16 protein-coding genes are annotated in these 23728 nt (G+C 37.0%); 10 read left to right on the top strand and 6 right to left on the bottom strand.

The annotated features are described in order from the left end of the window. Positions 1-93: 93 nt before the first annotated feature. The 4 genes from ACKTTZ_RS07815 (at position 94) to ACKTTZ_RS07800 (ending at position 7458) form a co-directional block, all read left to right on the top strand. The gene (locus ACKTTZ_RS07815) at positions 94-4896 is read left to right on the top strand and encodes a DNA repair ATPase (RefSeq protein ID WP_407848207.1); all 4803 of its coding nucleotides are present in this window, start codon (positions 94-96) and stop codon (positions 4894-4896) included. 236 nt (positions 4897-5132) lie between these two features. Continuing rightward, the gene (locus tag ACKTTZ_RS07810; protein ID WP_034693950.1) at positions 5133-5501 is read left to right on the top strand and encodes a hypothetical protein; all 369 of its coding nucleotides are present in this window, start codon (positions 5133-5135) and stop codon (positions 5499-5501) included. Between the two features lie 41 nt (positions 5502-5542). Continuing rightward, positions 5543-6958, top strand: coding sequence for a PLP-dependent aminotransferase family protein (locus tag ACKTTZ_RS07805; protein ID WP_233333272.1), 1416 nt, complete (start codon positions 5543-5545; stop codon positions 6956-6958). A gap of 14 nt (positions 6959-6972) precedes the next feature. Next, complete coding sequence (locus ACKTTZ_RS07800; protein WP_407848204.1) at positions 6973-7458, top strand: GNAT family N-acetyltransferase; 486 nt, start codon at positions 6973-6975, stop codon at positions 7456-7458. Between the two features lie 75 nt (positions 7459-7533). Here the strand turns inward: ACKTTZ_RS07800 and ACKTTZ_RS07795 are convergent, their stop codons facing one another. From ACKTTZ_RS07795 to ACKTTZ_RS07770, 6 genes are all read right to left on the bottom strand, one after another. Then, positions 7534-9387: a LamG-like jellyroll fold domain-containing protein gene (locus tag ACKTTZ_RS07795; protein ID WP_407848202.1), complete on the bottom strand. Its 1854-nt coding sequence runs from the start codon at positions 9385-9387 to the stop codon at positions 7534-7536. 404 nt (positions 9388-9791) lie between these two features. Continuing rightward, the gene (locus tag ACKTTZ_RS07790) at positions 9792-10460 is read right to left on the bottom strand and encodes an HAD-IA family hydrolase (RefSeq protein WP_034694215.1); all 669 of its coding nucleotides are present in this window, start codon (positions 10458-10460) and stop codon (positions 9792-9794) included. Positions 10461-10467: 7 nt separating this feature from the next. Then, positions 10468-11622: a TIGR03364 family FAD-dependent oxidoreductase gene (locus ACKTTZ_RS07785; RefSeq protein WP_253317691.1), complete on the bottom strand. Its 1155-nt coding sequence runs from the start codon at positions 11620-11622 to the stop codon at positions 10468-10470. An 11-nt stretch (positions 11623-11633) separates the two neighbouring features. Next, positions 11634-12932 carry a DUF5690 family protein gene (locus tag ACKTTZ_RS07780; protein WP_407848200.1) on the bottom strand — a complete coding sequence of 433 codons (1299 nt, stop codon included), beginning with the start codon at positions 12930-12932 and terminating at the stop codon, positions 11634-11636. Between the two features lie 9 nt (positions 12933-12941). Next, the gene (locus ACKTTZ_RS07775) at positions 12942-15767 is read right to left on the bottom strand and encodes a TonB-dependent receptor (protein ID WP_407848198.1); all 2826 of its coding nucleotides are present in this window, start codon (positions 15765-15767) and stop codon (positions 12942-12944) included. A 449-nt stretch (positions 15768-16216) separates the two neighbouring features. Continuing rightward, complete coding sequence (locus ACKTTZ_RS07770) at positions 16217-16786, bottom strand: helix-turn-helix domain-containing protein (protein WP_079243618.1); 570 nt, start codon at positions 16784-16786, stop codon at positions 16217-16219. 422 nt (positions 16787-17208) lie between these two features. Here ACKTTZ_RS07770 and ACKTTZ_RS07765 point away from each other — a divergent pair, with 422 nt between their 5' ends. The 6 genes from ACKTTZ_RS07765 to ACKTTZ_RS07740 all read left to right on the top strand — a co-directional run bounded on the left by ACKTTZ_RS07765 (position 17209) and on the right by ACKTTZ_RS07740 (position 23726). Continuing rightward, positions 17209-17916, top strand: coding sequence for a response regulator transcription factor (locus ACKTTZ_RS07765; RefSeq protein ID WP_407848196.1), 708 nt, complete (start codon positions 17209-17211; stop codon positions 17914-17916). Between the two features lie 3 nt (positions 17917-17919). Then, positions 17920-19335: a HAMP domain-containing sensor histidine kinase gene (locus tag ACKTTZ_RS07760; protein WP_253317688.1), complete on the top strand. Its 1416-nt coding sequence runs from the start codon at positions 17920-17922 to the stop codon at positions 19333-19335. Positions 19336-19526: 191 nt separating this feature from the next. Further along, entirely contained in the window at positions 19527-20021 is a 495-nt protein-coding gene (locus tag ACKTTZ_RS07755; protein WP_034693930.1) for a hypothetical protein, read from the top strand. Positions 20022-20051: 30 nt separating this feature from the next. Continuing rightward, on the top strand, positions 20052-20879 hold the full coding sequence (locus ACKTTZ_RS07750; RefSeq protein ID WP_034693928.1) for a YoaK family protein: 828 nt from the start codon (positions 20052-20054) through the stop codon (positions 20877-20879). 315 nt (positions 20880-21194) lie between these two features. Next, the gene (gene mutL / locus ACKTTZ_RS07745; RefSeq protein ID WP_034693926.1) at positions 21195-22991 is read left to right on the top strand and encodes a DNA mismatch repair endonuclease MutL; all 1797 of its coding nucleotides are present in this window, start codon (positions 21195-21197) and stop codon (positions 22989-22991) included. A gap of 6 nt (positions 22992-22997) precedes the next feature. Continuing rightward, complete coding sequence (locus ACKTTZ_RS07740; protein ID WP_034693924.1) at positions 22998-23726, top strand: rhomboid family intramembrane serine protease; 729 nt, start codon at positions 22998-23000, stop codon at positions 23724-23726. The last annotated feature ends 2 nt before the right edge of the window (positions 23727-23728 follow it).

Below are 23728 nucleotides of genomic sequence, written 5' to 3'. Positions count from 1 at the left end.
ATAAGGTTTATATCAAAAAAAAATTTTCAAAGTACCACAAGTTATACAAAGACCTGCTGTCCTACAGCAGCCATGACAACCTAAATAAAAACGATGTCAGAACAACTTAATTCCGGAACTTACGAAATTATTCAGAACCGTTTAAATGAGCAGAAGAATGACCTGATTCAGAGACTTCAGCAGCTTAATGAAAGCCGTAAAAATATATTTGGCGGAGTGGATTTCTCTCTCATTGCCAATGAAAGAATTTCGACGGATCACAGCTGCATTGCCAAAGATATTTATTCATTGGGTGATCTCCTGATTTTTGGATCTAATGCACACCTGGGACTTCAGACGGAAATCAATATTTCGGACGTTTTTTCAATATATAAAATCAATAATGACCGGTTTGAACCTCAGGATCAGACCCTGATCAATGATGAAGTTTTCATCGACGAGTTTAAAAACCTTTACAAATATTACAGAAATACTTTCTTTGCCAGATTTACCTTCACGGAAAACTATCTTTATATGGTTTTTCAGCTGTCAGAAAGTACCACAGATATCAAAGCTTTTAAATGGCTGATCAAAGAGAATCAACTGATCTATGTAGATTCAAGAAGTGCCTCCGAAACATCATATCCTCAGCAGCATGGTTTTGTATGGACAAAGGCAACAAGAGATATGCAGAGATCCGGAAAACATCCTCATATTTCTTTAGCAGATAAAGTTTTTGTAGAAAGCATCGGTGGAGATATTACCATTAAAGTAGAAGACAATACAGATACAGGAAAGGGAATCTACTCTGAAGATGTAATTCATAAAGATCAGAATCTGGATGATGCTGAGATTCATTTCTGTGATCTGGATAATCTTGTTTTGTTTAAAATAAAGCCTTATCAGGAAACAGAACGCTATTTCATTTATAATCACAAAGAAAAAACCGTTTCAAGGGCAGATGCTATTAAATATTCAGGGCTTTTGCTTCCGGAAAATCAAGGGGTATTATTTTCAAACGGATATGCCCTTCAGACAGGAGGATTAAAAGTGATCTCTCAGGATCAGAACAGACTTTACTATCTGAAAACTGTTGCAGAACCGAACGGAGAGAATTTTTTATACGTTTTCTACGATGATAAGACCAATAATTATCAGCTGATCTCCTATAATATCATCACCCAGACTATAGAAACCCCGATCCGATGCAGCGGTTTTACATTTCTTAATGACGGGAAACTGATCTATCTCAGAGAAAGCATCGAAACCACAAAACATCATCTGTCTCAGATCTGGCAGACTCCTTTTTCCAAAGAACTGTTGCCCAATATGGAAAAAGCAGACAGTTTACTTTACAAAATTGGAAATAAGGATATTGTAAGAGTAATGGCTGAGAGTCAGGAGCTGATAACCCTTCTGAATAAAAAAGATTCTTACAGTGGTTTGTATGATGATATTGTAAAGCTCTCAACCTTTATTCTGGATACTTACTATTTTCTTGGGGAAGAGGAAGTTCAGAAGCTGGATATGCCATTGAAAGAGATCAGGGCGATTGCCCATTCGGCCATCAATGAGTACGAAAAAGTAGTAGAACAAAGGAAGAATACAGAGGAAACTTTAGAAAAGATAAAGTTGTCCTGTGATAAAATTCTTGATGATACCAAAAGGCTTCACTATTCTCAGCTTACAGAATACATTGATGCTCTTTCTCAGATCAGAGCATTAAGAGGAGAAGTGACAGGAGCCAGAGAGCTTAAATATGCAGAAAAAGCTTTGCTGGATAGATTGGAAAAATCTCTTGCAGACCGTTATACAGAACTCTCAAATGCCTGTGTGGAATTTCTGCTTCAGGAAGGTGCATTATTGCCATACGAAGAAAGAGCACAGCAGATTTCCGAAGATATCATTGGACTGCAGAAAGCCATTGACGCCAAAATAATTGAAGAAAATATCAATACACTTTCCGGGCAGCTGGAATTATTGGTGGATATTGTCAATAACCTTAAAATTGAAGACACCTCCCAGTCTACCCAGATTATTGAAAATATCTCTTTAATCTTTGCAAGACTGAATCAGGAAAGGCTTGAACTCAGCAAAAGAAAAAGAGAAATTTCAGGGAAAGAGCTGGCTTCAGATTTTCAGGCTCAGATTACCTTATTTGACCAGTCTGTGATCAATTTTCTGGAGCTTTCACAAACTCCTGAGAAATGTGATGAATATCTGACCAAACTCTCTATTCAGCTGGAAGAAATGGAAACGAAATTTATTGATTTCGAAGAGTTTATTCAGCAGATAGGAACCAAAAGAGAAGAAGTTTACGGACATTTTCAAAATAAGAGGGTACAGCTTACCGAAGCAAGAAATAAAAGGACTCAGAATCTTTTTGATGCTGCGCAGAGAATCTTGAAATCGGTACAGACCAAAGCAGAATCTTTTGACTCAGAAAATGAGATCAATGGCTATTTTGCTGCAGATCTGATGGTGGAGAAAGTGAGAGATCTCTCCAGACAGCTTGCAGAATGGGAAGATTCAGCAAAATCAGAAGAGATTCAGACGTTGTTAAAAACCCAGCAGCAGGAAGCCGTAAGAAAACTGAAAGATAAAAAAGAGATCTATGCAGACGGAGAAAGCGTCATTGCATTGGGAGACTATAAATTTGCAGTCAATCAGCAGAAGCTGGATCTTACGCTGGTACTGAGGAATGCTCAATATTATTATCACCTTACCGGAACAAGCTTTTATGAACCATTGAACTTCACGGCAGATGAATTCAAAGAAGTCTGGAATCAGGAATTTGTTTCAGAAAACAACAAGGTAAAAAGATTTGAATACCTTGCCTGGAATGTATTTTCCGCTCGCAAGGAAATAACCTCGGAGATTGAAAATGAAAAGGCAGTACAGCAGTTTACGGCAGAACATTTCGGAGAAGGACTGGTAAAAGGAATTCATGATAAAGATGCTGAAATGATTGTCTTGAAACTTCAGCAGATCCATAATGAACTTGGACTGATGAGGTTTACAGCACAGGAGAGAACTTTAGCCCAGCTTTTCTGGTTTTTCCTTGAAAGTGAAAGGAAAGAATACTATACCAAACAGTTTGAGGTAGCATCCATTATTACTCAATCATTCACTGTAAAACAGGGATTTGAGTACTTAAGCAGAGAAATTTCGGAAGAAATGAAATCTTTTGCATCAGCACATGGTATTTTTCTGGAGACGGATTATATCAATGCTGCCATATACCTGAAAAAAGAAGATAAAGAAAGCTTCCTGATCTCAGAAAAAGCTGCTACTTTGTATGAATTGTTCCTGAAAGAACTCAAAGAAAAAGGCAAAGATCTGGAGTTCATTGCTCAGATACAGGCTATGTATCAGTATCCTTCAGCATGTTATTACATTGCCGAAAGTGCATTACAGGCATTTGATCCGGAAGCTGATGAAAATATAATACAGGAAGCTGCAGCATTCATCATTACTCAAAAGTTTGATCCGAAAAATATCAAACACATTGCTTATGAAGTCGCCATAAAAGAGCTGAAATCTCTTGAAAAAGACACGGAATATCATCTTAACTACTTTGAATTTGTATCCAGACTGAGTCACTTTAATACCGTTACCGTTCCGAAATACAAACGTCTTCAGGAATTGAAATACAGCTGGGTAGATGAAAAGAAAAAAGCATTGAAGCTGGATACCTTTAAGCCTCAGGTTTTAAGCTCATTTGTGAGAAATAAACTGATTAATGATGTTTATTTCCCTCTCATCGGAGCCAATCTTGCCAAGCAATTGGGAACTGTGGGATCAGACAAAAGAACAGACAGAATGGGAATGCTTCTTCTGGTATCTCCTCCTGGATACGGAAAGACAACCCTGATGGAATATATGGCAGAGCGAATGGGGTTGGTATTTATGAAGATCAACGGACCATCATTAGGATACGATATTGTATCAACGGACCCTTCCGAAGCCAGAAATGCAGGTGCCAGACAGGAACTTGAAAAACTGAATCTTGCCCTGGAAATGGGAGACAATGTTATGCTTTATCTTGATGATATCCAGCACTGTAATCCTGAGTTTTTACAGAAATTCATCTCTCTTGCAGACGGACAGAGAAAAATTGAAGGAATCTATAATGGGGAAAGTAAAACATATGATCTTCGATCCAAGAGATTCTGCCTCGTCATGGCCGGAAATCCATACACGGAGAGTGGAGAAAAGTTTAAAATTCCGGACATGTTAGCCAACCGTTCAGATACTTACAATCTTGGAGAAATATCCGGATCGAAAACAGACCTTTTTGACCTGAGTCTTATTGAAAATGCTTTAATGTCTAATGAATATCTGACCAGACTGACCCATCCGGGAATGGAAAACCTGTATGAACTCTATGATTGTGTGATTACAGATAATCCTGCCGATAACCTGAAAGGAAATTTCAGTTCCAGTGAAATATCAGATTTCAGAACAGTACTGAAAAACACAATCAGGGTGAGAAATATGGTGTTGAAGGTGAACAAAGAATATATCGCATCCGCAGCCATGTCAGACGATTATCGAAATGAACCACCGTTCAAATTGCAGGGATCTTACCGTAATATGAATAAGCTGATTGCACAGATACAACCGATTCTTAAAGACAATGAAGTCATTCAGATTGTGATGAATCATTATCAAAATGAATCTCAGACGCTGACAACCGGAGCAGAAGCCAATATGCTGAAAATGAAAGAACTCATAGGAATTCTTTCGGAAGAAGAAACCGAACGCTGGAATGAAATAAAGAAAACCTTTGTTAAAAATAAAACCCTGAAAGGACTGGGTGAGAATGATAGAATGTCGCAGATTGTAGCACTGCTTGCCCAATTTGGTGACGGATTAGAAGGAATCAAAGAAGCCCTTAAAAAAACAGAACAATAACCATGAAACTTTAAATAGTTGCAAACAGGCTGTTTCGGAAGAAGCAGTCTGTTTTTTATTTCTATGCTATTATCAATTGTGTGAATTAGGATTTCTTCAAGAGAAAATCTGCGAAATCTACTTTATCTGCGAGAGTAAAAGATCAAATAAAAAATCTGTATCCATAATATTCTATAGTTCTGTATCTGTATCCAAAATTAAATACTCCATAATTTTGTTTAGCTAAAGAAGAAAATATGGAAACAATCACTCAACATCAGAAACAGTTTCAATATGCTGAGGCTTATGTATCAGATATGTTGGAGCTGAAGAACATTTTTCTGCAAACGCAGAATTTGAAGCAAGCAGACCAGAATTTCGGACTTCCTTTTCTTTTGGCTAAAAATGGAAAAGAAACTGTTGCTTTTGCCAGTCTTATCATCAATGAAAAGGATGAAATATCTTTTAAAATCTATGATAAAAACAGAATGACGGAATCAGAAAAAAGGAATTTTTATTCCCGTGCTGAAAGATATTGCAAAAATAATAATACACCCAATTTCAAGGATCCGGAACAATTAAAAAGCAGTATCAACAGTATGATCAGTTGGCTGAATCCTGAATAAAAACAGGATAAAATTGTACATTTACGTAAAACCCAGATTCTATGTCTAAAGATGTTCTGTACCTTAAAATAGCCAATTCTGTCACAGAGCAGATTAAAAGCGAAACCCTGCAGTTTGGAGACAGGCTGCCTTCATTGAGAAGTGCCCAGAAATTATACAATGTAAGTCTGAATACTATAAAACAAGCGTATATGGAACTGGAGAGCCGCTCTCTGGTAGAATCACGTCCGAAATATGGATATTATGTGAGCCAGACTTCCCAGCGAAAACTGGCGCTGCCTTCTGTGACACAGATGAAGGTTTCAGAAGGTAAAAATACTCCTCAGGATTTGATTGACAAGGTATTCGGGAGTATAGGAGGGACAGATGTCACACAATTCGCGCTTGGAATTCCCGGGAAAAGTCTTCTTCCGGTAGCCAAGATGAAAAAGTGCATGATTGATGTAATGAAAAGGAAGAGTGACAGCGGAACGAATTATGAACCTGTGCAGGGAAGCGAAGTGCTGCGCCGTGAAATTGCTAAATGGTCGATGGTCATGGAAGGGAAAATCACAGAAGATGATCTGGTAATCACTTCCGGAGCGATGAATGCCGTTTATAATTGCTTAATGGCCGTTACGCAACCGGGAGATTCGGTGGCAGTGGAAAGCCCTGTGTATTTCGGAATTCTTCAGGCCATTCAATTATTGGGATTGAAAGCAGTAGAAATTCCTACACATCCTATTACAGGAGTGGATCTGGATGCTCTAAAGAAAGTGCTTCCCAAGCTCTCTGCATGTTGTTTTGTGGTAAATTATAATAATCCGTTGGGATTTCAAATGCCGGACGAGAACAAAAAAGAGCTGGTTAAAATGCTTACCGAGCACAATGTTCCTTTGGTGGAAGATGATGTCTACGGAAACATCTATTTCGGAGCAGGAAGACCGAAACCTTGTAAGTTTTATGATGAAGCAGGAATTGTGATGTGGGTAGGCTCGGTTTCCAAGACATTAGCACCTGGTTTTAGAGTAGGATGGGTAGCGCCGGGAAAATTTAAAGAGAAAATTATTCGTCAAAAACTGGTTCAGACGGTGAGCGGACCTTCTTTATTCTCGGATGTGATTGCTGATTTCCTTGCCCACGGAAGGTATGATCATCACCTGAGAATGTTCAGAAAGAAATTGTACGCCAACTACCTTCAGATCCAGAAATCGGTGATTGAATATTTTCCTGATAATACAAAAATCTCAGAACCCAAGGGCGGTTTTATGCTCTGGCTGGAACTGGATAAGAGAATCTGTACAGAAGATCTTTATGATTTGGCTGTCAGTCAGAAAGTAAACTTTGCCCCGGGAAGAATCTTTTCACAATATAATCAGTATCAGAACTGTATGCGTTTAAACTATGCATTAGAATGGACAGACAGAGTGGAAAGTGATCTGGAAAAGCTGGGAAAAATGATAAAAAACAGAATTTAATAAACCTTATAGCGATGAATGATAGTAAAAATGAAGTAAAAATTATAGCCTATGAACCTCAGTATAAAGAAGCTTTCAAAGCTTTGAATGAGGAATGGATCAAAACGTTTTTTGTGATGGAAGCAGGAGATTACAAGCTTCTGGATCATCCCGAAGAGGAAATTTTAAATAAAGGTGGATATATAGCCTTTGCTTTGCTGGATGGAGAAGTTGTAGGAACCTGTGCCTTGGTAAAAACAGAGGGTAATCCTCTTACTTTTGAGCTTTCAAAGATGGCGGTAAGCCCTAAAGCACAAGGAAAAAAATTAGGCTATCTGCTGGGAAATGCTCTAGTGGAAAAAGCAAAAGAATTAAAGGCAGAAAAAGTTTTTCTAGTCACCAATTCTATCCTTGTTCCGGCTATTAAGTTGTATGAAAAGCTTGGCTTTATCCATACACCTATTGGTCATGCTGAGTACGACCGTGCAGATGTCAGAATGGAGTTGATTTTCAGTACATAAACAAAAAAAATATTAGAACTCGGATAGGAATATCCTTGTTCTAATATCAAATTTAAATCTAATTGCTTTACTGTTTTATTTCTTGATGAATGTCTTGGTCATTGCTTTTTTGCTTCCGTTGATTTTAATGAAATACACACCAGCCGGAAGACTTCCGATATTGATTTTTTCATCGTAAAAACCTCTTGAAGACTTTAAATGTGTTGTTAAAACATTTGATCCCTTACTGTCTATTATTTCTGCTTTAATTTCCTTATCCTCAGATAGATACTGGATTCCAATGAATGTTGAAACAGGATTCGGATAAATTTTAAAATCTTCAGCGATTACCTTCGTCTCTTTTGCTGATAATATTTCTTTGGAACATACCGGAATTCTATTCACTCCATCTATTCCCCATGAAGACTGCACCGGAATACAAAGCCAGTTCAATACCGTAGGGAAGTGGTCTGTTTCTCTCGTTGTTGAGGTATAGTCATAGATCTTAAAATTATTAACTGTACCTGCATTATAAGTAGGAGAACCTGTCACAGTCATGTTATTTGCGTTTGGACCAGAGTCTGCCAACGTATTTCCTGAAGTTCCACTACATTTCCAATTAGCTAATAATTGAGAATAATAAGGATGCGAAGTTGTAATATCCTGGTTCGCCCAATTCACGATCACATCATTGGGAAGAGCCGATTTCCAGATTCTTACATCTTTATAAGAAGCTGCCAGATTAATTCCGTAAGCATTCGTTCCATCCTGATTTAAGGTTAAAGGAAGTCCGGAATCAATATTGCCGATGGTATTCATTTTCGCAAAAGTTACCGGAACACCATCTTCATACAGAGTTACAAGGCCATCTCTGTCAAAGCTTGCTGCAATATGTTTCCACTTATTCGTTTCCACTTTTCCGCCTACAAGGTCAATTCTGTTAGTTCCATCTCCAATATTCATTTTGAAAGTCTGTCCTGAATATCCTGAGAAAACAAATCCTTTATTTTTTCCGTTCGCCCAGTTTTTATTACTGATCATCACCGGATCACTGGAGTAAGCAGCATTAGGTTTCACCCAAAACTCGATGGTGAAATCCTGGTTTGCACCAAAATTAAAAGGAGTCTGGCTTGCTGGCTTTGCATAAGCTCCCGCCGGAAGATTCAACTGATTGAATGTTTTATTGGATTCCAGAATGGTTTTGCTGATCTGTTGTGGAGTAAATCCAGGATTGGAGTACACCGTAAAAATATTTCTTTCCGTAAGATTTCCGCCTCCATGAGAACTTTCAATAGCTCCGTGATCTGTAGTCAATACTACCAGCCAGTCTTCATTATTATAAGAAGGTCTGTTTTTCATTGCAGTCACAATTTCTCCGATATAAGAATCTGTCGTCTTAATAGAATTGACATATTGAGAAACAGTGGATGAGAATCCATAAGAATGTCCGGCATGGTCTACATCATCAAAATCTACAAAGAGAATATCAGGATTGTCATTCTGTAAAGCTGTAACAGCAGCATTTTTCACTGCAAGATCCGTTGCCAGATTACTTTTTACATCAGCCGTTTGGATAATCTTGTCGTTGATTGGTGACCAATGAGCCAGAGAAATGGTTCTTAAAGCGGGATTATAAGTCTCTGCTCTGGTTAAAAAATCAGGATAATTAACATAGTTCGGACTGGTAAAATTATTGTCCTGAACATTGTGTTTGGTATGCCATACACCGGTAAGCATGGTGCTCCATCCGTTTCCGCTCCACGTAGTGGCAGCACAAAGCCCGTCAATAGAATAAATGGACTGACTGATGAGGTTTTGGATATTAGGAGTTGGGGTAGACATCATGACATCTGCACGGCATCCGTCAATGCCAATAAAAAGGACTTTTTTAGTCTGAGCTCCAAGGAAATAGCTCATTACAACAGCCATTGAGAATAGTTTTGTTTTCATGGGGAAATAAGGTTTTAGAATTACAAAAGTTTACAAATAGTAATTTATTTTTAACTATTGTAAAATTAGTTTACTATTTGTAAACATTCGTGAACTGAAAGTTAATTAATTGATAATAAAAAAGTTCACAGGAAAAACGTAGAAACGAACCACAAAAGTCACAAAAGAAAATGACTCTGTTTGTTTTAAGTTACATGCTTTGTGAATAGAAGATCAAAAAAGGTTTCTGGAAATACCGGTTATAACAAATACCTGATGATCCGTACTACATTCCACTCCTTTGGAGGGGTGGCGAAAATTCAAAGAATTTTTGACGGGGTGGTAAAAAACACAAACATTTCCAATAGAAAAACCATGAAAACATTTGTGTCAAGAAGTATTTAAAAATAATCTGAAAAAATGGATTAAAGGATTCCTTCAGCTTCAGAAATAGTATTCAGAATATAATCCGGAGCTGCTTTTTCTAGTTCTGATTTACTCTGAGCTCCGGAAAGTACGGCTACTGTTAATCCACAGCCTGCATTTTTTCCCTCTTCAATATCAATAACAGAATCACCAGCCTTTAAAACTTTACTTGCTTCAGTAATATTGAATTTCTTCATGGCAAGTTGGATCATTTCAGGGCTTGGACGACTTTCTGAAACATCATCTGCAGTAATCAAAGCATCAAAATGAATACTTTCTTTCCAGTTGAGTTTATCTAAAAGCTGATGGGCAATTTCTGAGGTATAGCCTGTATTTAAAACAATTTTCTTGTTTTGAGCTTTCATATTCAATAAGAAATTTTCCGTTCCGTTGATGGGTTTTACATCCAGATTTTGATAAGATTCTTTCAGCTGGTCAGAAAAATTCTCAAAAATAGCAGGAGCATCCTCTTCGTTCCCATTAATTTCTTTTAAAAGACTTGTGATGGCTTCCAGCTTTTCCATTCCGGCACAGCTGGATAATACTTTTTCCAGGCTTACCGCATAGCCGTAATCATTCACAGCGTTGGTAAGCGTTTTATAAACTACATTATCCTCATCAATTGTTGTTCCGGCCATATCCAGAACGAGTAATTCTATATTTTTCATTTGAATTTTATGCGTAAATTTTTTCAATATTAAATTTAGAAAAGCCACCGCTTCCCGTCATTCCTTTTCCTCCGATACCCGTTACAATATGAATATTGGCAGATGGGCTGTGCTCAAAAATATCTTTCGTTTTGCACTGAGAATAGATCCCGAACCATCGTCTCTGAATTTCATAGGTAGGAAGATCAATAATTTTCTTTGCCTCAAGAATCATGAATTCATCAATCTCCATATTAAGATCATATCCCAAATCATCAGCGTTTTTAGCATCTGCATATTCGTGAGAATCTCCTATGATTACGGAACCATCAAGGGCCTGTTTGAATAAAATATGAACTCCATATTTCTTTTCAAACGAATTAGGATCTTCTAAAGCCTTGATTTTCTGAAAAGAAGGGCACTCACTGAAAGATTCATACCTTCTCACAGAAAGCCCTGTAAGGATATTTCCCTGAAGCGAATAAATTCCCTGTGGTTTGGTCTGAAGCATCTGCAGTTTACTTACTTCAAGATCACTGTCATTGAATACTTTAGGATATAAAGTTTTGAACTCGTGTCCACCGCAGATTATGATTTTGGAAGCGTTAAATTCCGTTCCATCTGCAGTTACCGCTGTACATTTCTGATCATCTTCATGGGTTTCCAGTACGGTTGTATTGTAAAAAATCTGTAGTCCCATTTTTTCCTGAAGCAGCTTGTGAAGCTTTACAATCATATCTGCAGAATCTACGGAAAGTTCCTGTGGGAAAAACAAACCTCCTTTGCAATAGTCGGAACGCAGTCCGTCAAATTTCTTGATGCAGTCGTTTTTAGATAATAAAACAGATTCATAATCATTATTTCTGTTGATTTCATAAAGTTCTTCAATCAATTGAAGCTCTTCGTCATTTGAAGCAATATATACTGATCCGTTTTGTCTGATGGTAAGGTCTGCCTGATCATGAAGTTCATTGTATATTGCAAGGCTTTCCCTCCCGTAGTTCTGCCATTTAAGATCCATTCCGGAAGGTACTACCTGTCCGAAATTTCTTACCGTAGCACCCTGAGGAACAGAGTTTCTTTCCAGTAAAGCTACCTTAAGATTTTTCTTCAGCGCATGATAAGCGTGGAATGTACCTAAAATTCCACCTCCTACAACGAGTAAATCAAATTTTGTTGTCATTGTACTATAGTTTATAAAATTTTCGACGTATCGAAATTGATGAATTGATTAGATTTAGATTTGGGTTTTGACTTTTTTCTGAATGCCAGAAAAGCAATCACCGAAAGAATAAAAACCGCTATGGTGATGATATAATTTAAGTTAATATAAAAATGTAACCAGGAAGTCTGAGCTGAACCGAAGTTTTTATACAAAAGAATCAGAACACTTCCCAGATAACCGAAGGAATCTACAATATAGATCAGAAAACCTACATTTCCCTTGATTTCAAAAGCGGCAATCATGCGGTCAAAATAAATTCCATTGAAAGGAATATAACAGATGTACATTCCAAAACCTGAAACCGTCATCCATAAAAAAGGCGACAGAGAACCTTGCTGAAACAGATACGTAGAAAGCCCTACCGTAAGAATTCCCGCAAAAAGAATGTAATGATAATAGGCAAACGCTTTTTTATTGTTTTTGACTTTTACCATAAAGCTTAAAATCAGCAGAACCATTACGGCGATGGGAATTTCCGTTAAAGTGAAAATAGAGCTGTCGAAAGTAAAATTCAGTCCGTCCCAGATCTCACGATTAAAATTATCTCTGAAATCCCTTAAAACGGTTAAACTGATATATAAAAAGATGATGCACACAATTGGAACAAAAAACTGTTGGATCAGGGCTTTTCTTTCTTTACCATTCAATGGTTGTCTCTTGTTTTTAAGCAAAATATCCTCTTCCGAAGGTTTGGGAATCCTTTCAAGCAATAGCCCGAAAAGAATCAATGGAATTATGAAAATAAGTCCGGCAGCAAACGGCATCCAAAATTCTGTAACCGAGAAAGTATCCATCAGAAATTTCCCTACAGATTTTGTAAATCCTGAAGACACCACAAAGCTTGAACATAAAAATAGTCCGATGATTTCTGTGGTTTTTCGTCCTTCAATATAAGAGAAAACAATTCCCCAGATCATTCCCAACGGAATACCGTTTATAAACATAAACAGAATATTGTAAGGAGCAGGAACGATTGCAAATCCTAACAGAGCAAGCTCAGCAACAGCAATGAAAGTGAAGAGATAAGTGATTCTCTTCTGAGGTTTTAGTTCCGAAATAAATTTGATCCCAATGAATTTTGAGATGAAATATCCTACAGCCTGGGCAATGATAATCAGAATCTTATAATCTACCCCGAAATAGGAAAGTCCCTCGAAAGAAGCTACGGTAAGAGGTTTTCTGAAACCGTACATGCAGAAGTAAACACCGAAAGCAGCAAAAGCGGCCTTCAGTGTTACCAGTGTTTTTTTATTGATGGTTCTGGCCATGGTAATGGTTTAGAAGTTCAGTTTTATTCCAAGATTGAATCGGACTCCATAATATTCCACCTGTTCCGGACGATCTTCGCTTTTTCCGAAGTGATAGATTAGCGGTTTGTTCAGAATATTGTTCACATCCGCATACAAAGTCAGGTATTTGGTAAATTGATAAGAACCTCCGAAATCCAGATTGCTGTATTTACCATAATAAGAATCATTGATATCTTCTTCTGCATATTCTACAGCATACTTTCCTTTGTAGTTATAAGCCAGTCTTGCATTGAATCCTTTTTTCTCAAAGAAAAGTTGCGCATTGTACAACTCTTTGGCCTGGTAGGGAAGTGCTACCGTTCTTCCACTTGGCTTTTCCATTTCGGAAGTCATGAATGTGGCATTCAATTGTACTCCAAAGTATTGTAAAAACCCTGGAAGGAAGTCAAATCTTTTATTAATTCCCAACTCAACTCCTCCCAGCCATGCTGCTTTTCCGTTATTAGGAGCTGTAAACTGTACGCCATTGATTCCATTGTAATCTCCGATAAAAGAATCCTGGAAAATAGGGTCAGTAATTGATTTATAGAAAACACCGCCACTCAGAATTCCTACATTGGAAAAATAATATTCTCCCATCAGGTCAAAATTCAAAGAATAGGTAGGATTAAGATTCGGATTTCCCCCTTTGAACTCGTTATCTGCTTCAATATAAGTTCCTCCCGGTGTCAGATCACCAAAATTCGGTCTGGAAAAAGTTCTTGTTGCAGCAAAACGAAGATTGGTTTTATCGTTTAACGTATATTTTAAATGAATCATCGGAAGAACAGCCAGATAGTTTTTAGTATTTTCTACCGGTGTCAGGACGTTATCATTCACACTGTATCCTCTTACTTTGGTATTCGTATTTGATAATCTGATTCCTCCTAAAATGATGATTTTATCATTCAGTTTATAGGTTGCCATACCGTAAGCATCCGCATGTTTTTCAAACACATCAAAGTTTCTTCCTAATGCTTTATTGTATTCCAATGCTTCAGAATCAGCAGTATTGATTTTTAAATTTCCTTGGTTGTCATACCAAAACTGGTTCATTCCTGCGGTTGAAAGTACCGGGCCAAAAGTATTGCCGATGTGGGCATTCATTTCACTTAAATATTTCGGTCCGTTGGGCTGTGTCGTGATGTATTGAGAATAATCTGACAGAAGAGGCGCTGTTCCGCTGCTCCAGTTGTAGAAAATATCAGAGAATCTTGCATTACGTTCTTTATCTCTGTATTTAAAACCATATTTCAAAGTCAGTTTATCAGATGCATTGATCTCATGGTTAAAAGCAGCTACGATTTTATCCTTTTCCTCTACAAAGACTTTATAAAATTCAAGATCTGTAAATCTCATCTGGGAAGCATCCATTTTAAAGTTCGGATCACTGTAGAAACCGAATAAAGCATCCGGATTTTTATAATCTAATTTCCCGCCATCAGCTTTCCAATAAGCTCTCGGACCATTTCCATGATTTGAAATATAATCAGGATTGATGCCTACACCAGATTGGGTGTACTTGATGACATAGTAAGAATTGTTCTGCTTATCAGGGATATTTCCGTACTTGAATTTGTTGTCATAGTAAGATAAATCCCAGTCGATTTTTCCTTTGTTTAAATTATGAACAGCACCCAAAGAAACAGAAGTAAGTTCCGTTATCAGTAAATTATGGATATTCTGAAGTTCCACTCTTGCTGTATTATTGGTACTGCTGAATTTATCAAATCGGATTCTGTGTTTATAGTGGGTTTCGTCATCCGATAAAGTCCCATACATTCCCTTTAAATAGAAAGTCGTCTTTGGAGAGAGTACATATTCAAAAGCGGCATTGATTCCTGTTGTTTTTCTAACCCCATTATAATCACGAAGTTCCAGTCTGAAAACCCCTTCGTCACCACTTCTTCTTGCCTCAAAATTATCTGTAGACCAGTTTCTTATGAAATGCGCAAAGTTGAATAAATACCCGAATTTTTTATCCTTCGTTCTTCCTCCATATAAAAATCCAAGGTTGTAAACTCCTTTGTCAGACTTTGCGTTATAACCGCTTCCTACAGTGGCTTTGAATTCTGTTTTCATCGGTGGAGTTTTGGTGATAAAATTGACACCACCGCCTATTCCGTCAGCTTCAATATCTGGGGTAAAAGACTTGTTTACATGTACATAAGAGATCAGTTCCGTAGGAAAGAAGTCGAATGCTGTTGCTCTGGAAGTAGTTTCTTCCTCTGCCGTGGGCAGTCTGTTTCCATTGATGGTTGTGGATGCCCAGAATGGCGGAAGTCCTCTCAGGGAAACAAATCTTCCTTCTCCCTGATCCCTTTCAATCGAAACTCCCTGCACACGCTGTACAGTCTCTGCTGCATTTCTGTCCGGCAGCTTTCCGATTCCGTCTGAGGCAATCACATTGGTGATGTTGATGGCATTTTTCTGAAGGTTTAAAGCTCTCGCTTCTGTATTTTTTAATGTTCCGGTAACTACTACTTCATCAATATTTTTTCTGGGTTGGGATAGTTTGATAATTCCTAGGTCAACCGTTTGCTCTGGTTTCAGATCTATATTGATATCTGAAGATTCATATCCTATATAGCTGATTTGTAAAGTATATTGGCCTTCTTTAATATCGCTGATGGTAAATTTTCCTTCAATATCAGTTGTTATATTTTTAGATAAGCCTTTTATTTTGACTGTGGCCCCGGGGAGAGGCTGGCTGTCGTCAAGAACAGTTCCTATAATTAACTGTTTTTGCGCTGAAACAAAGACAATGAAACAGACAAAAACAAGGGTAAGTAATTTCTCTAATTTTGTTTTCATTTTTACATATATTAAATTTTTTATGCAAATCACGCCAATAATTTTAATATATATAAATATTTTGTGTTAAGTATTGTTTAACAAATAAACCATGTTTGTTACGCAATTTTTACTTTAAAACCAATTGACGTTAACCTTTGAAAATTTTATAAAAGAGGGTCTGAAGTAGCTGTTTCAATGTTTTTAGCAAATGTTTCCCAAGAATATAAGGAATAGAAACCTGCTTAAAAAAGGCTTGTTTTAGTTCATATTTCGTTCATCTTGGAAGAAAATGGGAAATCGAAAGTTGCATATTTGTAAACTTTTTGTGGATCTACATCACAATTGTCATTCTGAATGAAATGAAAGGTAATGAAGAATCTCAAGTTATTGAATGCAAATAAGAGATTCTTCCTTCGTCAGAATGACAAAAGCAAAATAGTAAAAAACTTTGCGTTAAAAAAATGCAGTTAAGCAGTATAAAAATAAAGAACAAGCATAACACAGCTTTCATCACTGATGCTTACCGGAACGTGAGGAAATTTCCCATTGAAATAAAGCGAATCCCCTTCTTTAAGGATAATTTCTTCATTATCAATTACGTATTTCACTTCTCCTTTCAGAATATATTTGAATTCCCAGGCATCCGTAATGACTTTCTCTCTTTTAGAATTAGGTTCGAGAGTTAGGAGCACAGCTTCAAAACCCAAAGAATGAAGACTCTTGCTGAAGATATGCATGTATTTGAATCCCTCGGCTTCCACCTCCTTCTCAATGACTTGCTGGCTTTCTTTCGGAACATAAATGAATTTGGCATTGGATTTTTTCTCAACCCCTTCAAAAAAATAACTGGCATCAATCTCCAGCGATTGGATTAAATCTAATAAAACAGGAAGCGAAGGAATTGTTCTTCCGTTTTCAATCCTTGAAACAAGACCGTTACTCACATTGGCTTTGAAAGCCAGTTCATTAATGGTTAAATTATTCTTTTTTCTAATATCCTTTAATCTCTTGCCGATACCTATTAAAAAGTCATTCATACTGTGTGCAATTTAACCTGATTATTTTTTCACCATTATATTCAAAACAAAGGTAATATTATTCTATATAGGTTGTATGGTAAAAAGAGGAATTCACAAAAAGGTAAAGTGATACAAAAGTGGAAAAATAAAAAACACCAAGTTGGCAAGTTTATTAATTATGCTGTTTTTATTTTTGATCGCGAGGGCACTTCGTTCAGCTAAGAATGCGATCATTGCATAGTGAAACGCCCTTGCGATCATTCTATAATTTTATATTGAAAAATTCCTTGCGGATTTTGCGTTAAATCTAATCCATCTGAACTGAATCATAAAACGTTTGTAATAGGTTCCCATCTTCTAGCATCCCTTTTCTTTCTCTGTTCCAGGTTTGCCCATCCCCGGAAAACTTCCCTATTTTTGTAAAACTCCTTATTTCATTTATGAAAAAAATTATTCTTATTGAAGACGAAACCAGTGTAGTATCCTTTATTAAAAAAGGACTTCAGGAAAATGGATATGAAATTTCTGTTGCTTTTGACGGGCGTACAGGAGTGCAGCTGGTGCAGGCGAACGATTTTGATCTGGTAATTTTAGACATTATGCTTCCGGAAATGAATGGGCTGGATGTGTGTAAAGAAATAAGAAAAACCAATCAAAGTGTTCCGATTTTATTTCTGACTGCTTTGGGAACTTCTGAGAATATTGTTCTCGGATTAGAAAGTGGCGGAGATGATTATCTGGTGAAACCTTTTAAATTCATTGAACTGGTAGCCCGTGTGAAATCTTTGCTAAGGAGAAGCAATAACAACAGTCCACAGGAAATCGCTGAACCGGAGCCGGATAATGAACACGTTTTTCAGTTTTCGGATCTGATGGTGAATGACTACACCAAAAAAGTAACCCGCGCAGGTGAAGATATTTCCCTTACTTCTACAGAATATAAACTTTTGCTGTATTTCCTGAATAACCCTGAAAAAGTAATTTCAAGAGCAGAAATTCTGGATGCAGTTTGGGGCGTAAATTACGAGCTGGGAACCAATGTGGTAGATGTTTATGTAAATTATTTAAGAAAAAAACTGGATAGCCAGGATGATAATAAGCTGATTCATACCGTGATTGGAATGGGGTATGTATTGAAAAAAACATAATGAATGTTTAACAGAGTCATTACAAATCAGACCAAAACGATGGTACTTTTGATGTTGGTTTTTACCGCCATCATTTTGCTGTTCAGTGGTTTGGTATACTTTTCTATTGTAAATTTTTCGCACCAGAGGTTTTATGAGCTGCTGAAGATCAGAACAGCAACAATTGTTCAGATCGAAAAAAGCAAAGATCATCTCGACCTTCCGGAAAATTATGTTCTCAGCAGCCTGAATGATGAAGAGCTTCCGATGGAAAAAGACTATGTTTTTGCCGTTCCTACAGATTCCAATTTCAAAAAAATATCTCAGGAAGTACATATTCCTGCCTATTTCTTTAAAAATATTATCAAAGAAGGAGAGTCCAATTATAATGATGAAGAATTCTATTATATAGGACAGAGTTTTAAATATGATGATAAAGATTATATTGCAATCGCCTCTGCAAAAAATCATTATGTCGTTTATTATCTGGGCTTTTTAAAGCGAACATTGCTTACCTGTATCGTTCTGTCTCTGTTCTTCAGTATGATTTTCTCTTTTTATCTGTCTAAAACGTTATTCAGACCGATCTTAAAAATCACTGGAAAGGTAAAGGAAATCAGTTCTGAAAACCTTCACTTAAGACTTGAATCTCAGCCCGATAATAAGGAACTTAACGAGCTGGTGGATACCTTTAATGATATGCTCAACCGTATTGAAACCTCTTTTGAAACCCAGAATCACCTGATCGGAAATGTTTCCCACGAATTGAGAACTCCGCTTACCTCTATTATGGGAGAAGCCGATGTTGCTCTTTCCATCAGCAGAACAGCGGAAGAATATAAAGAAACCCTGGGAATCATTTTGGATGAAGCAGAAAAGCTGGATAAAAAGATCAAAGCTTTATTAATGATTGCCCAAACCGGATTCGATGGGAAAATCCAGAAAATGGATAAGGTAAGAATTGATCAGCTGCTTTGGGACGTTATTGAAACCCTCAGAAGAATTGATTCCCGAAATAATATCTATCTGGATATCAGTATGCTTCCCGATAATCCGAAAAAACTAAAGGTACAGGGGAATGAACAGTTATTGCATCTTGCGGTGGCCAATATCATCAGTAATGGCTGTAAATATTCTAATTTCCAGCAGGTTAAAGTCTCCCTGGGAGCTACCAATTCGGATGTGTACATCATTGTAAAAGATAATGGTATCGGAATTCCGGAAGTGGAAATGAACAAAATCTATGATCCGTTCTTCAGAGCTTCTAATACCAATAATTACGAAGGCTACGGAATCGGACTTCCATTGGCGCGAAACATCGTAAGAATGCACCATGGTGAACTGATTGTAAGCTCGCACGAGAATCAGGGTACAACGGTACAGATGAAGTTCCCGAATTTCTATAGCATGATGCAGAAAGGCGAAGTAATAGACAAATAAGAATCACTATTTTAGCATTTTTCTACCTTTTTTTGATTTTTGTTTTTTCCAATATTAATTCCCCTTAACAATTTTCTAATCTCATTTTAATCTCTTTAATCACATTTTAATTCCGTTCCAAAGATCTTCTAATTTGGTCGTTCTAGTTTTGTATCATCAAAAAGATAAACACAATACAAAATAATAAGAACATGACTAAAACAATTTTAATTGCAACAGATTACTCTCTTGAGTCATTGAATATATTGAAAAAAGTACTTAAAGAGAAAGATGCAGCAGAAGATCAGAATCAATATAATATCCTCCTGACTTCCGGGTATGATTCCGGAGATTCTATCAGAGATCTTTTGTTCAGCACCAAAACATCTGTTTTCAATAAAATCAGACCTACAGAATTCTGCGATGCCTTTGGAATTATCAGTAATAAATATCCTCACCTGGTTAATAAAATCATCTGTGATGTCTTTACAGGAAGTTTCCAAAGAACCTTCAACCAGTACGTAAAGGCGGAAAATATTGAGGAAGCCTACTATTCTCCATCTATCAAAAGCAAAGGAAAAGGCAAATTCGATCTGATTCCTTATATCAAAAAATGCAAAGAGCTGAAGTCTTATGAAATTACTGTTGAAGTAAGAGAAAAACTTCCGGAAAGAGGAAGGCTGGCAGAGATCTTTGTAGAGGTCTAAAGATTAAACACAATTTAACAACGATTAAAAATGTTAAGGAATTATAGTAACAGCAGGACACTGGGAGACAATATCAGGTTGGGGACGCTGACTGCCTTCACGGCAGGTACTATAAACATCGCATCCCTATTAATATTTCTCTCTTTTACGTCGAACGTAACGGGACACTACGCAATTTTGGCGGCAGAAATCAGTAAAGGAAACTGGACGCAGGTAGGAGTTGTGGGAGGATGGATCTTTTTGTTCTTCTTCGGAAGCTTTCTGTCCAACTTTATTGTCATCAATTTTAATAAAAAAAGTAAATATTTTGCCCATTCCACGCCCATTGTGTTGGAAATCATATGTCTTCTTTTTGTAGGAGTGTACGGGCAGTTTTATTATCAGAAAACATTAGAAGAAACAGAATATTTGGTTGCATTGATGCTTTTTGCTACCGGACTTCAAAACGGATTAACGGCAAGTATCTCCAACTTCTCTGTGAAAACTACCCACCTTACCGGAACAACCACCGATTTAGGAATTCTGGCATCGATGTTTACACAGAAAAAATACAGAAGAAACGGAGAGTTGATTGGTAGGGCCAAACTTCTGATGAGTATTATGCTTGCCTATGTAATGGGAGCTGTATTTTCAGGGCTGACATACTACTATCTGGAGTTCAGAGTCTTCTATGTCATCAGTATATGTCTTCTGATTGTCATCGGGTACGATGCTTATAAAATTCATATCCGTCACTTCAACACGAAGTATAGATATAACAGGATTTACAGAAAGCCTAATATTTTTGCTTATCTGTATGAAAAAATCCATGGAATTCCTAAAAGAGAAAAGAAAAGAAAACTGGTCTTTGAGGATTAAAATAGAAAACACACTATTAATTTTTTGTATAAACTAGCTGTAAATGCCCTTATTTTATTATGAAATAAGGGTGTTTTTATGAAAATTGATCTTTCATATAAACGTTTATGTTATTTTTTGCCCTATTTTTCTGATGGTTGAAATGAAAGTTTCCTGATCAGACTTATCAACTTGCTAACGCCCTTCATTACAAACATTAAAAAAATCAGTTGGGGATAAATACGTAAAAATGTTGATAATTAAATATTAAATCACGATTTTAGTATTTTAATTCCCGTTTTCATTAACTATTTTTGTAAGTTGATTTACGTTTTTATGTCAGATATTATTCAGCTTTTACCGGATCATGTAGCCAACCAAATTGCAGCAGGAGAGGTGGTGCAGCGGCCTGCATCCATCGTGAAAGAACTTTTGGAAAATGCTATTGATGCCGATGCAACGAAAATTGAATTGATCATCAGAGATGCCGGGAAAAACCTTATTCAGGTGGTAGACGACGGAAAAGGAATGTCTGAGACAGATGCCCGCATGGCGTTTGAAAGACATGCTACCTCCAAAATCAAAGGAACAGAAGATATCTTTAAGATTGCCACAAAAGGCTTCCGTGGTGAAGCTCTGGCTTCTATTGCGGCCGTTTCCCAGGTGGAGCTCAGAACGAAACAGAAAGATACTTCTATCGGGACTAATATCTATATTGAAGGAGGTGTTTTCCAGTTTCAGGACCCGGTTCAGACAGCAGACGGATCAAACTTTTTGGTTAAAAATCTTTTCTATAACGTTCCTGCAAGAAGGAAGTTTTTGAAAAATAATAATATTGAATTCAGACACGTCATTGATGAATTTCAGCGTGTTGCACTAGCTCATGAGAACCTTGAGTTTTCTCTCTTCCATGATGATGAAGCGGTTTTCAGACTGAGAAAAGGGAGCCAGATGCAGCGTATCGTAGATGTTTTCGGAAGAAAGCTTCAGCCGCTTTTAATTCCCATTAAAGAAGATATTATCTGGTGTAAGCTTCATGGTTTTGTTGCCAAGCCTGAAGGAGCTAAGAAAGCAAGAGGGGAGCAGTTCCTTTTTGTCAATGGAAGATATTTCAGAAGCCCATACTTCAATAAAGCAGTACAGGAAGCATTTGAAGGACTGCTTCAACCAGGATATGTACCGTCGTTTTTTCTTTTCCTGGAACTTGATCCGGAGAAAATAGATGTCAATATCCACCCACAGAAAACGGAAGTGAAATTTGAAGACGAGCATCTTATTTTTGCTTTGCTTCGTTCAACCATAAAAAGATCTTTAGGAATTTATAATGTTTCTCCAAGCCTAGATTTCGACAGAGATCCGGAATTGGATGAAATGATGAATAAACCGATTCCCAGCAAAGGAAATGGGGGCGGAACCAGCGGAGGTGTTTTCAAAATGCCGGAAATTATTGTAGATAAAGACTATAATCCGTTTCTGGAAGAAAAAAATGTAGTACATCCGGAAGAAATTCAGAATCTTACGGAAATGTATCATCAGAATATTACAGCAGAACCATCAAAGATTAACCTCTTTGAAGATGAAGATTTTGACGAAGATTTAATGAGACTTCCCAATGGTTATTGGCTTTTCAATAAAGGAGATGTCACATTAATGCTGGATTTGGGAAGAATGCACAGACTTTTGGTTTCTGAAGGAAATAAATCTACCAGAAAATCAAATACAAACAGTCATGCCCTTCTTTTCTCTCTGGAGTATCATATGAATGAAATCGAAAAGACAAAATACAATTCGATAAAAAAATATCTTCCGGAATTAGGGTTTGACATGAAAATTGCTCATGAAAGTGTACTTCGAATAGATTCGCTTCCTGAAGGACTGAAAGAAACGCAGGCTATGAAGTTCCTGGAAAACCTTTTTGAGATCCTGGACTACAAGACGGAAGAAGAATTTTTGCAGTATTACCATAACCAATGGAATAAAATGCAGTCGAAGTCAAGATTTGACTTTATTTATAAAAAAGATGCGGAACAGCTGATTAAAGACTTTACAGCATTAGGCTTCCCGGAATTTTTGCCGGACGGCAAACGATGCTTTTATGAAGTTCCGTTTAATGACTTTAAAAACAAATTTTAAAAAATTATGTTTAACAATATACCGCCAATTACAAGGAATATTATAATAATCAATGTTATAATTTTCATTATAACTTATCTAATTGGAAATAAGATGGTCGAGTATCTTGCTGCCTTTTATCCTTTTTCTCCCTTTTTCCATTCATGGCAGATTATTACCCATATGTTTATGCATGGAAGTATTATGCATATTTTATTTAATATGATGACGCTCTTTAGCTTTGGACCTATTCTGGAACAGACATTAGGAGACAAAAAGTATTTGATTTTGTACTTTGCAAGTGGCCTTGGAGCGTTTTTTCTTTTTAATGCATGGAATTTTGTGGAAGTTCAGCAGTTCTCCAGGGAATTGGAACAACTAGGATTTAATGTAAATGCATATCTGTCCGGCGCAAGCGTTGAGTTTGCAGGAAATACAGGTTCAGTTCTCAAACAAAAGGAATTGCTGAAAAGTTTAACAGATATTTTAACAACTCCAATGGTTGGAGCTTCCGGAGCTATTTTCGGAGTGGTAGCTGCATTTGCAACTTTATATCCTGATTCTAAAATTGGAATTATGTTTATTCCGGTTCCGATTAAAGTAAAATATTTGTTGCCTATTATTGTTGTTGGGTCTATATACCTTGGGGTTTCCGGAAACGGAGGAGGTATTGCTCACCTTGCCCATGTTGGAGGAGCTTTGGTTGGATGGCTGCTGGCAAGAATTTGGAAGAAACATTTGTACAGATTCAACTAAAA

This window comes from Chryseobacterium sp. KCF3-3 (genome assembly GCF_045865955.1).
Classification (GTDB): Bacteria; Bacteroidota; Bacteroidia; order Flavobacteriales; family Weeksellaceae; genus Chryseobacterium.
Note: the sequence above shows the minus strand (reverse complement) of the source record. Positions and strands in the feature narration are given on the sequence as shown.

Coding starts and splice junctions, on each gene's coding strand:
- ACKTTZ_RS07815 (WP_407848207.1), top strand. CDS start 94: ATGTCAGAACAACTTAATTCCGGAACTTACGAAATTATTCAGAACCGT.
- ACKTTZ_RS07810 (WP_034693950.1), top strand. CDS start 5,133: ATGGAAACAATCACTCAACATCAGAAACAGTTTCAATATGCTGAGGCT.
- ACKTTZ_RS07805 (WP_233333272.1), top strand. CDS start 5,543: ATGTCTAAAGATGTTCTGTACCTTAAAATAGCCAATTCTGTCACAGAG.
- ACKTTZ_RS07800 (WP_407848204.1), top strand. CDS start 6,973: ATGAATGATAGTAAAAATGAAGTAAAAATTATAGCCTATGAACCTCAG.
- ACKTTZ_RS07795 (WP_407848202.1), bottom strand. CDS start 9,387: ATGAAAACAAAACTATTCTCAATGGCTGTTGTAATGAGCTATTTCCTT.
- ACKTTZ_RS07790 (WP_034694215.1), bottom strand. CDS start 10,460: ATGAAAAATATAGAATTACTCGTTCTGGATATGGCCGGAACAACAATT.
- ACKTTZ_RS07785 (WP_253317691.1), bottom strand. CDS start 11,622: ATGACAACAAAATTTGATTTACTCGTTGTAGGAGGTGGAATTTTAGGT.
- ACKTTZ_RS07780 (WP_407848200.1), bottom strand. CDS start 12,932: ATGGCCAGAACCATCAATAAAAAAACACTGGTAACACTGAAGGCCGCT.
- ACKTTZ_RS07775 (WP_407848198.1), bottom strand. CDS start 15,767: ATGAAAACAAAATTAGAGAAATTACTTACCCTTGTTTTTGTCTGTTTC.
- ACKTTZ_RS07770 (WP_079243618.1), bottom strand. CDS start 16,786: ATGAATGACTTTTTAATAGGTATCGGCAAGAGATTAAAGGATATTAGA.
- ACKTTZ_RS07765 (WP_407848196.1), top strand. CDS start 17,209: ATGAAAAAAATTATTCTTATTGAAGACGAAACCAGTGTAGTATCCTTT.
- ACKTTZ_RS07760 (WP_253317688.1), top strand. CDS start 17,920: ATGTTTAACAGAGTCATTACAAATCAGACCAAAACGATGGTACTTTTG.
- ACKTTZ_RS07755 (WP_034693930.1), top strand. CDS start 19,527: ATGACTAAAACAATTTTAATTGCAACAGATTACTCTCTTGAGTCATTG.
- ACKTTZ_RS07750 (WP_034693928.1), top strand. CDS start 20,052: ATGTTAAGGAATTATAGTAACAGCAGGACACTGGGAGACAATATCAGG.
- mutL (WP_034693926.1), top strand. CDS start 21,195: ATGTCAGATATTATTCAGCTTTTACCGGATCATGTAGCCAACCAAATT.
- ACKTTZ_RS07740 (WP_034693924.1), top strand. CDS start 22,998: ATGTTTAACAATATACCGCCAATTACAAGGAATATTATAATAATCAAT.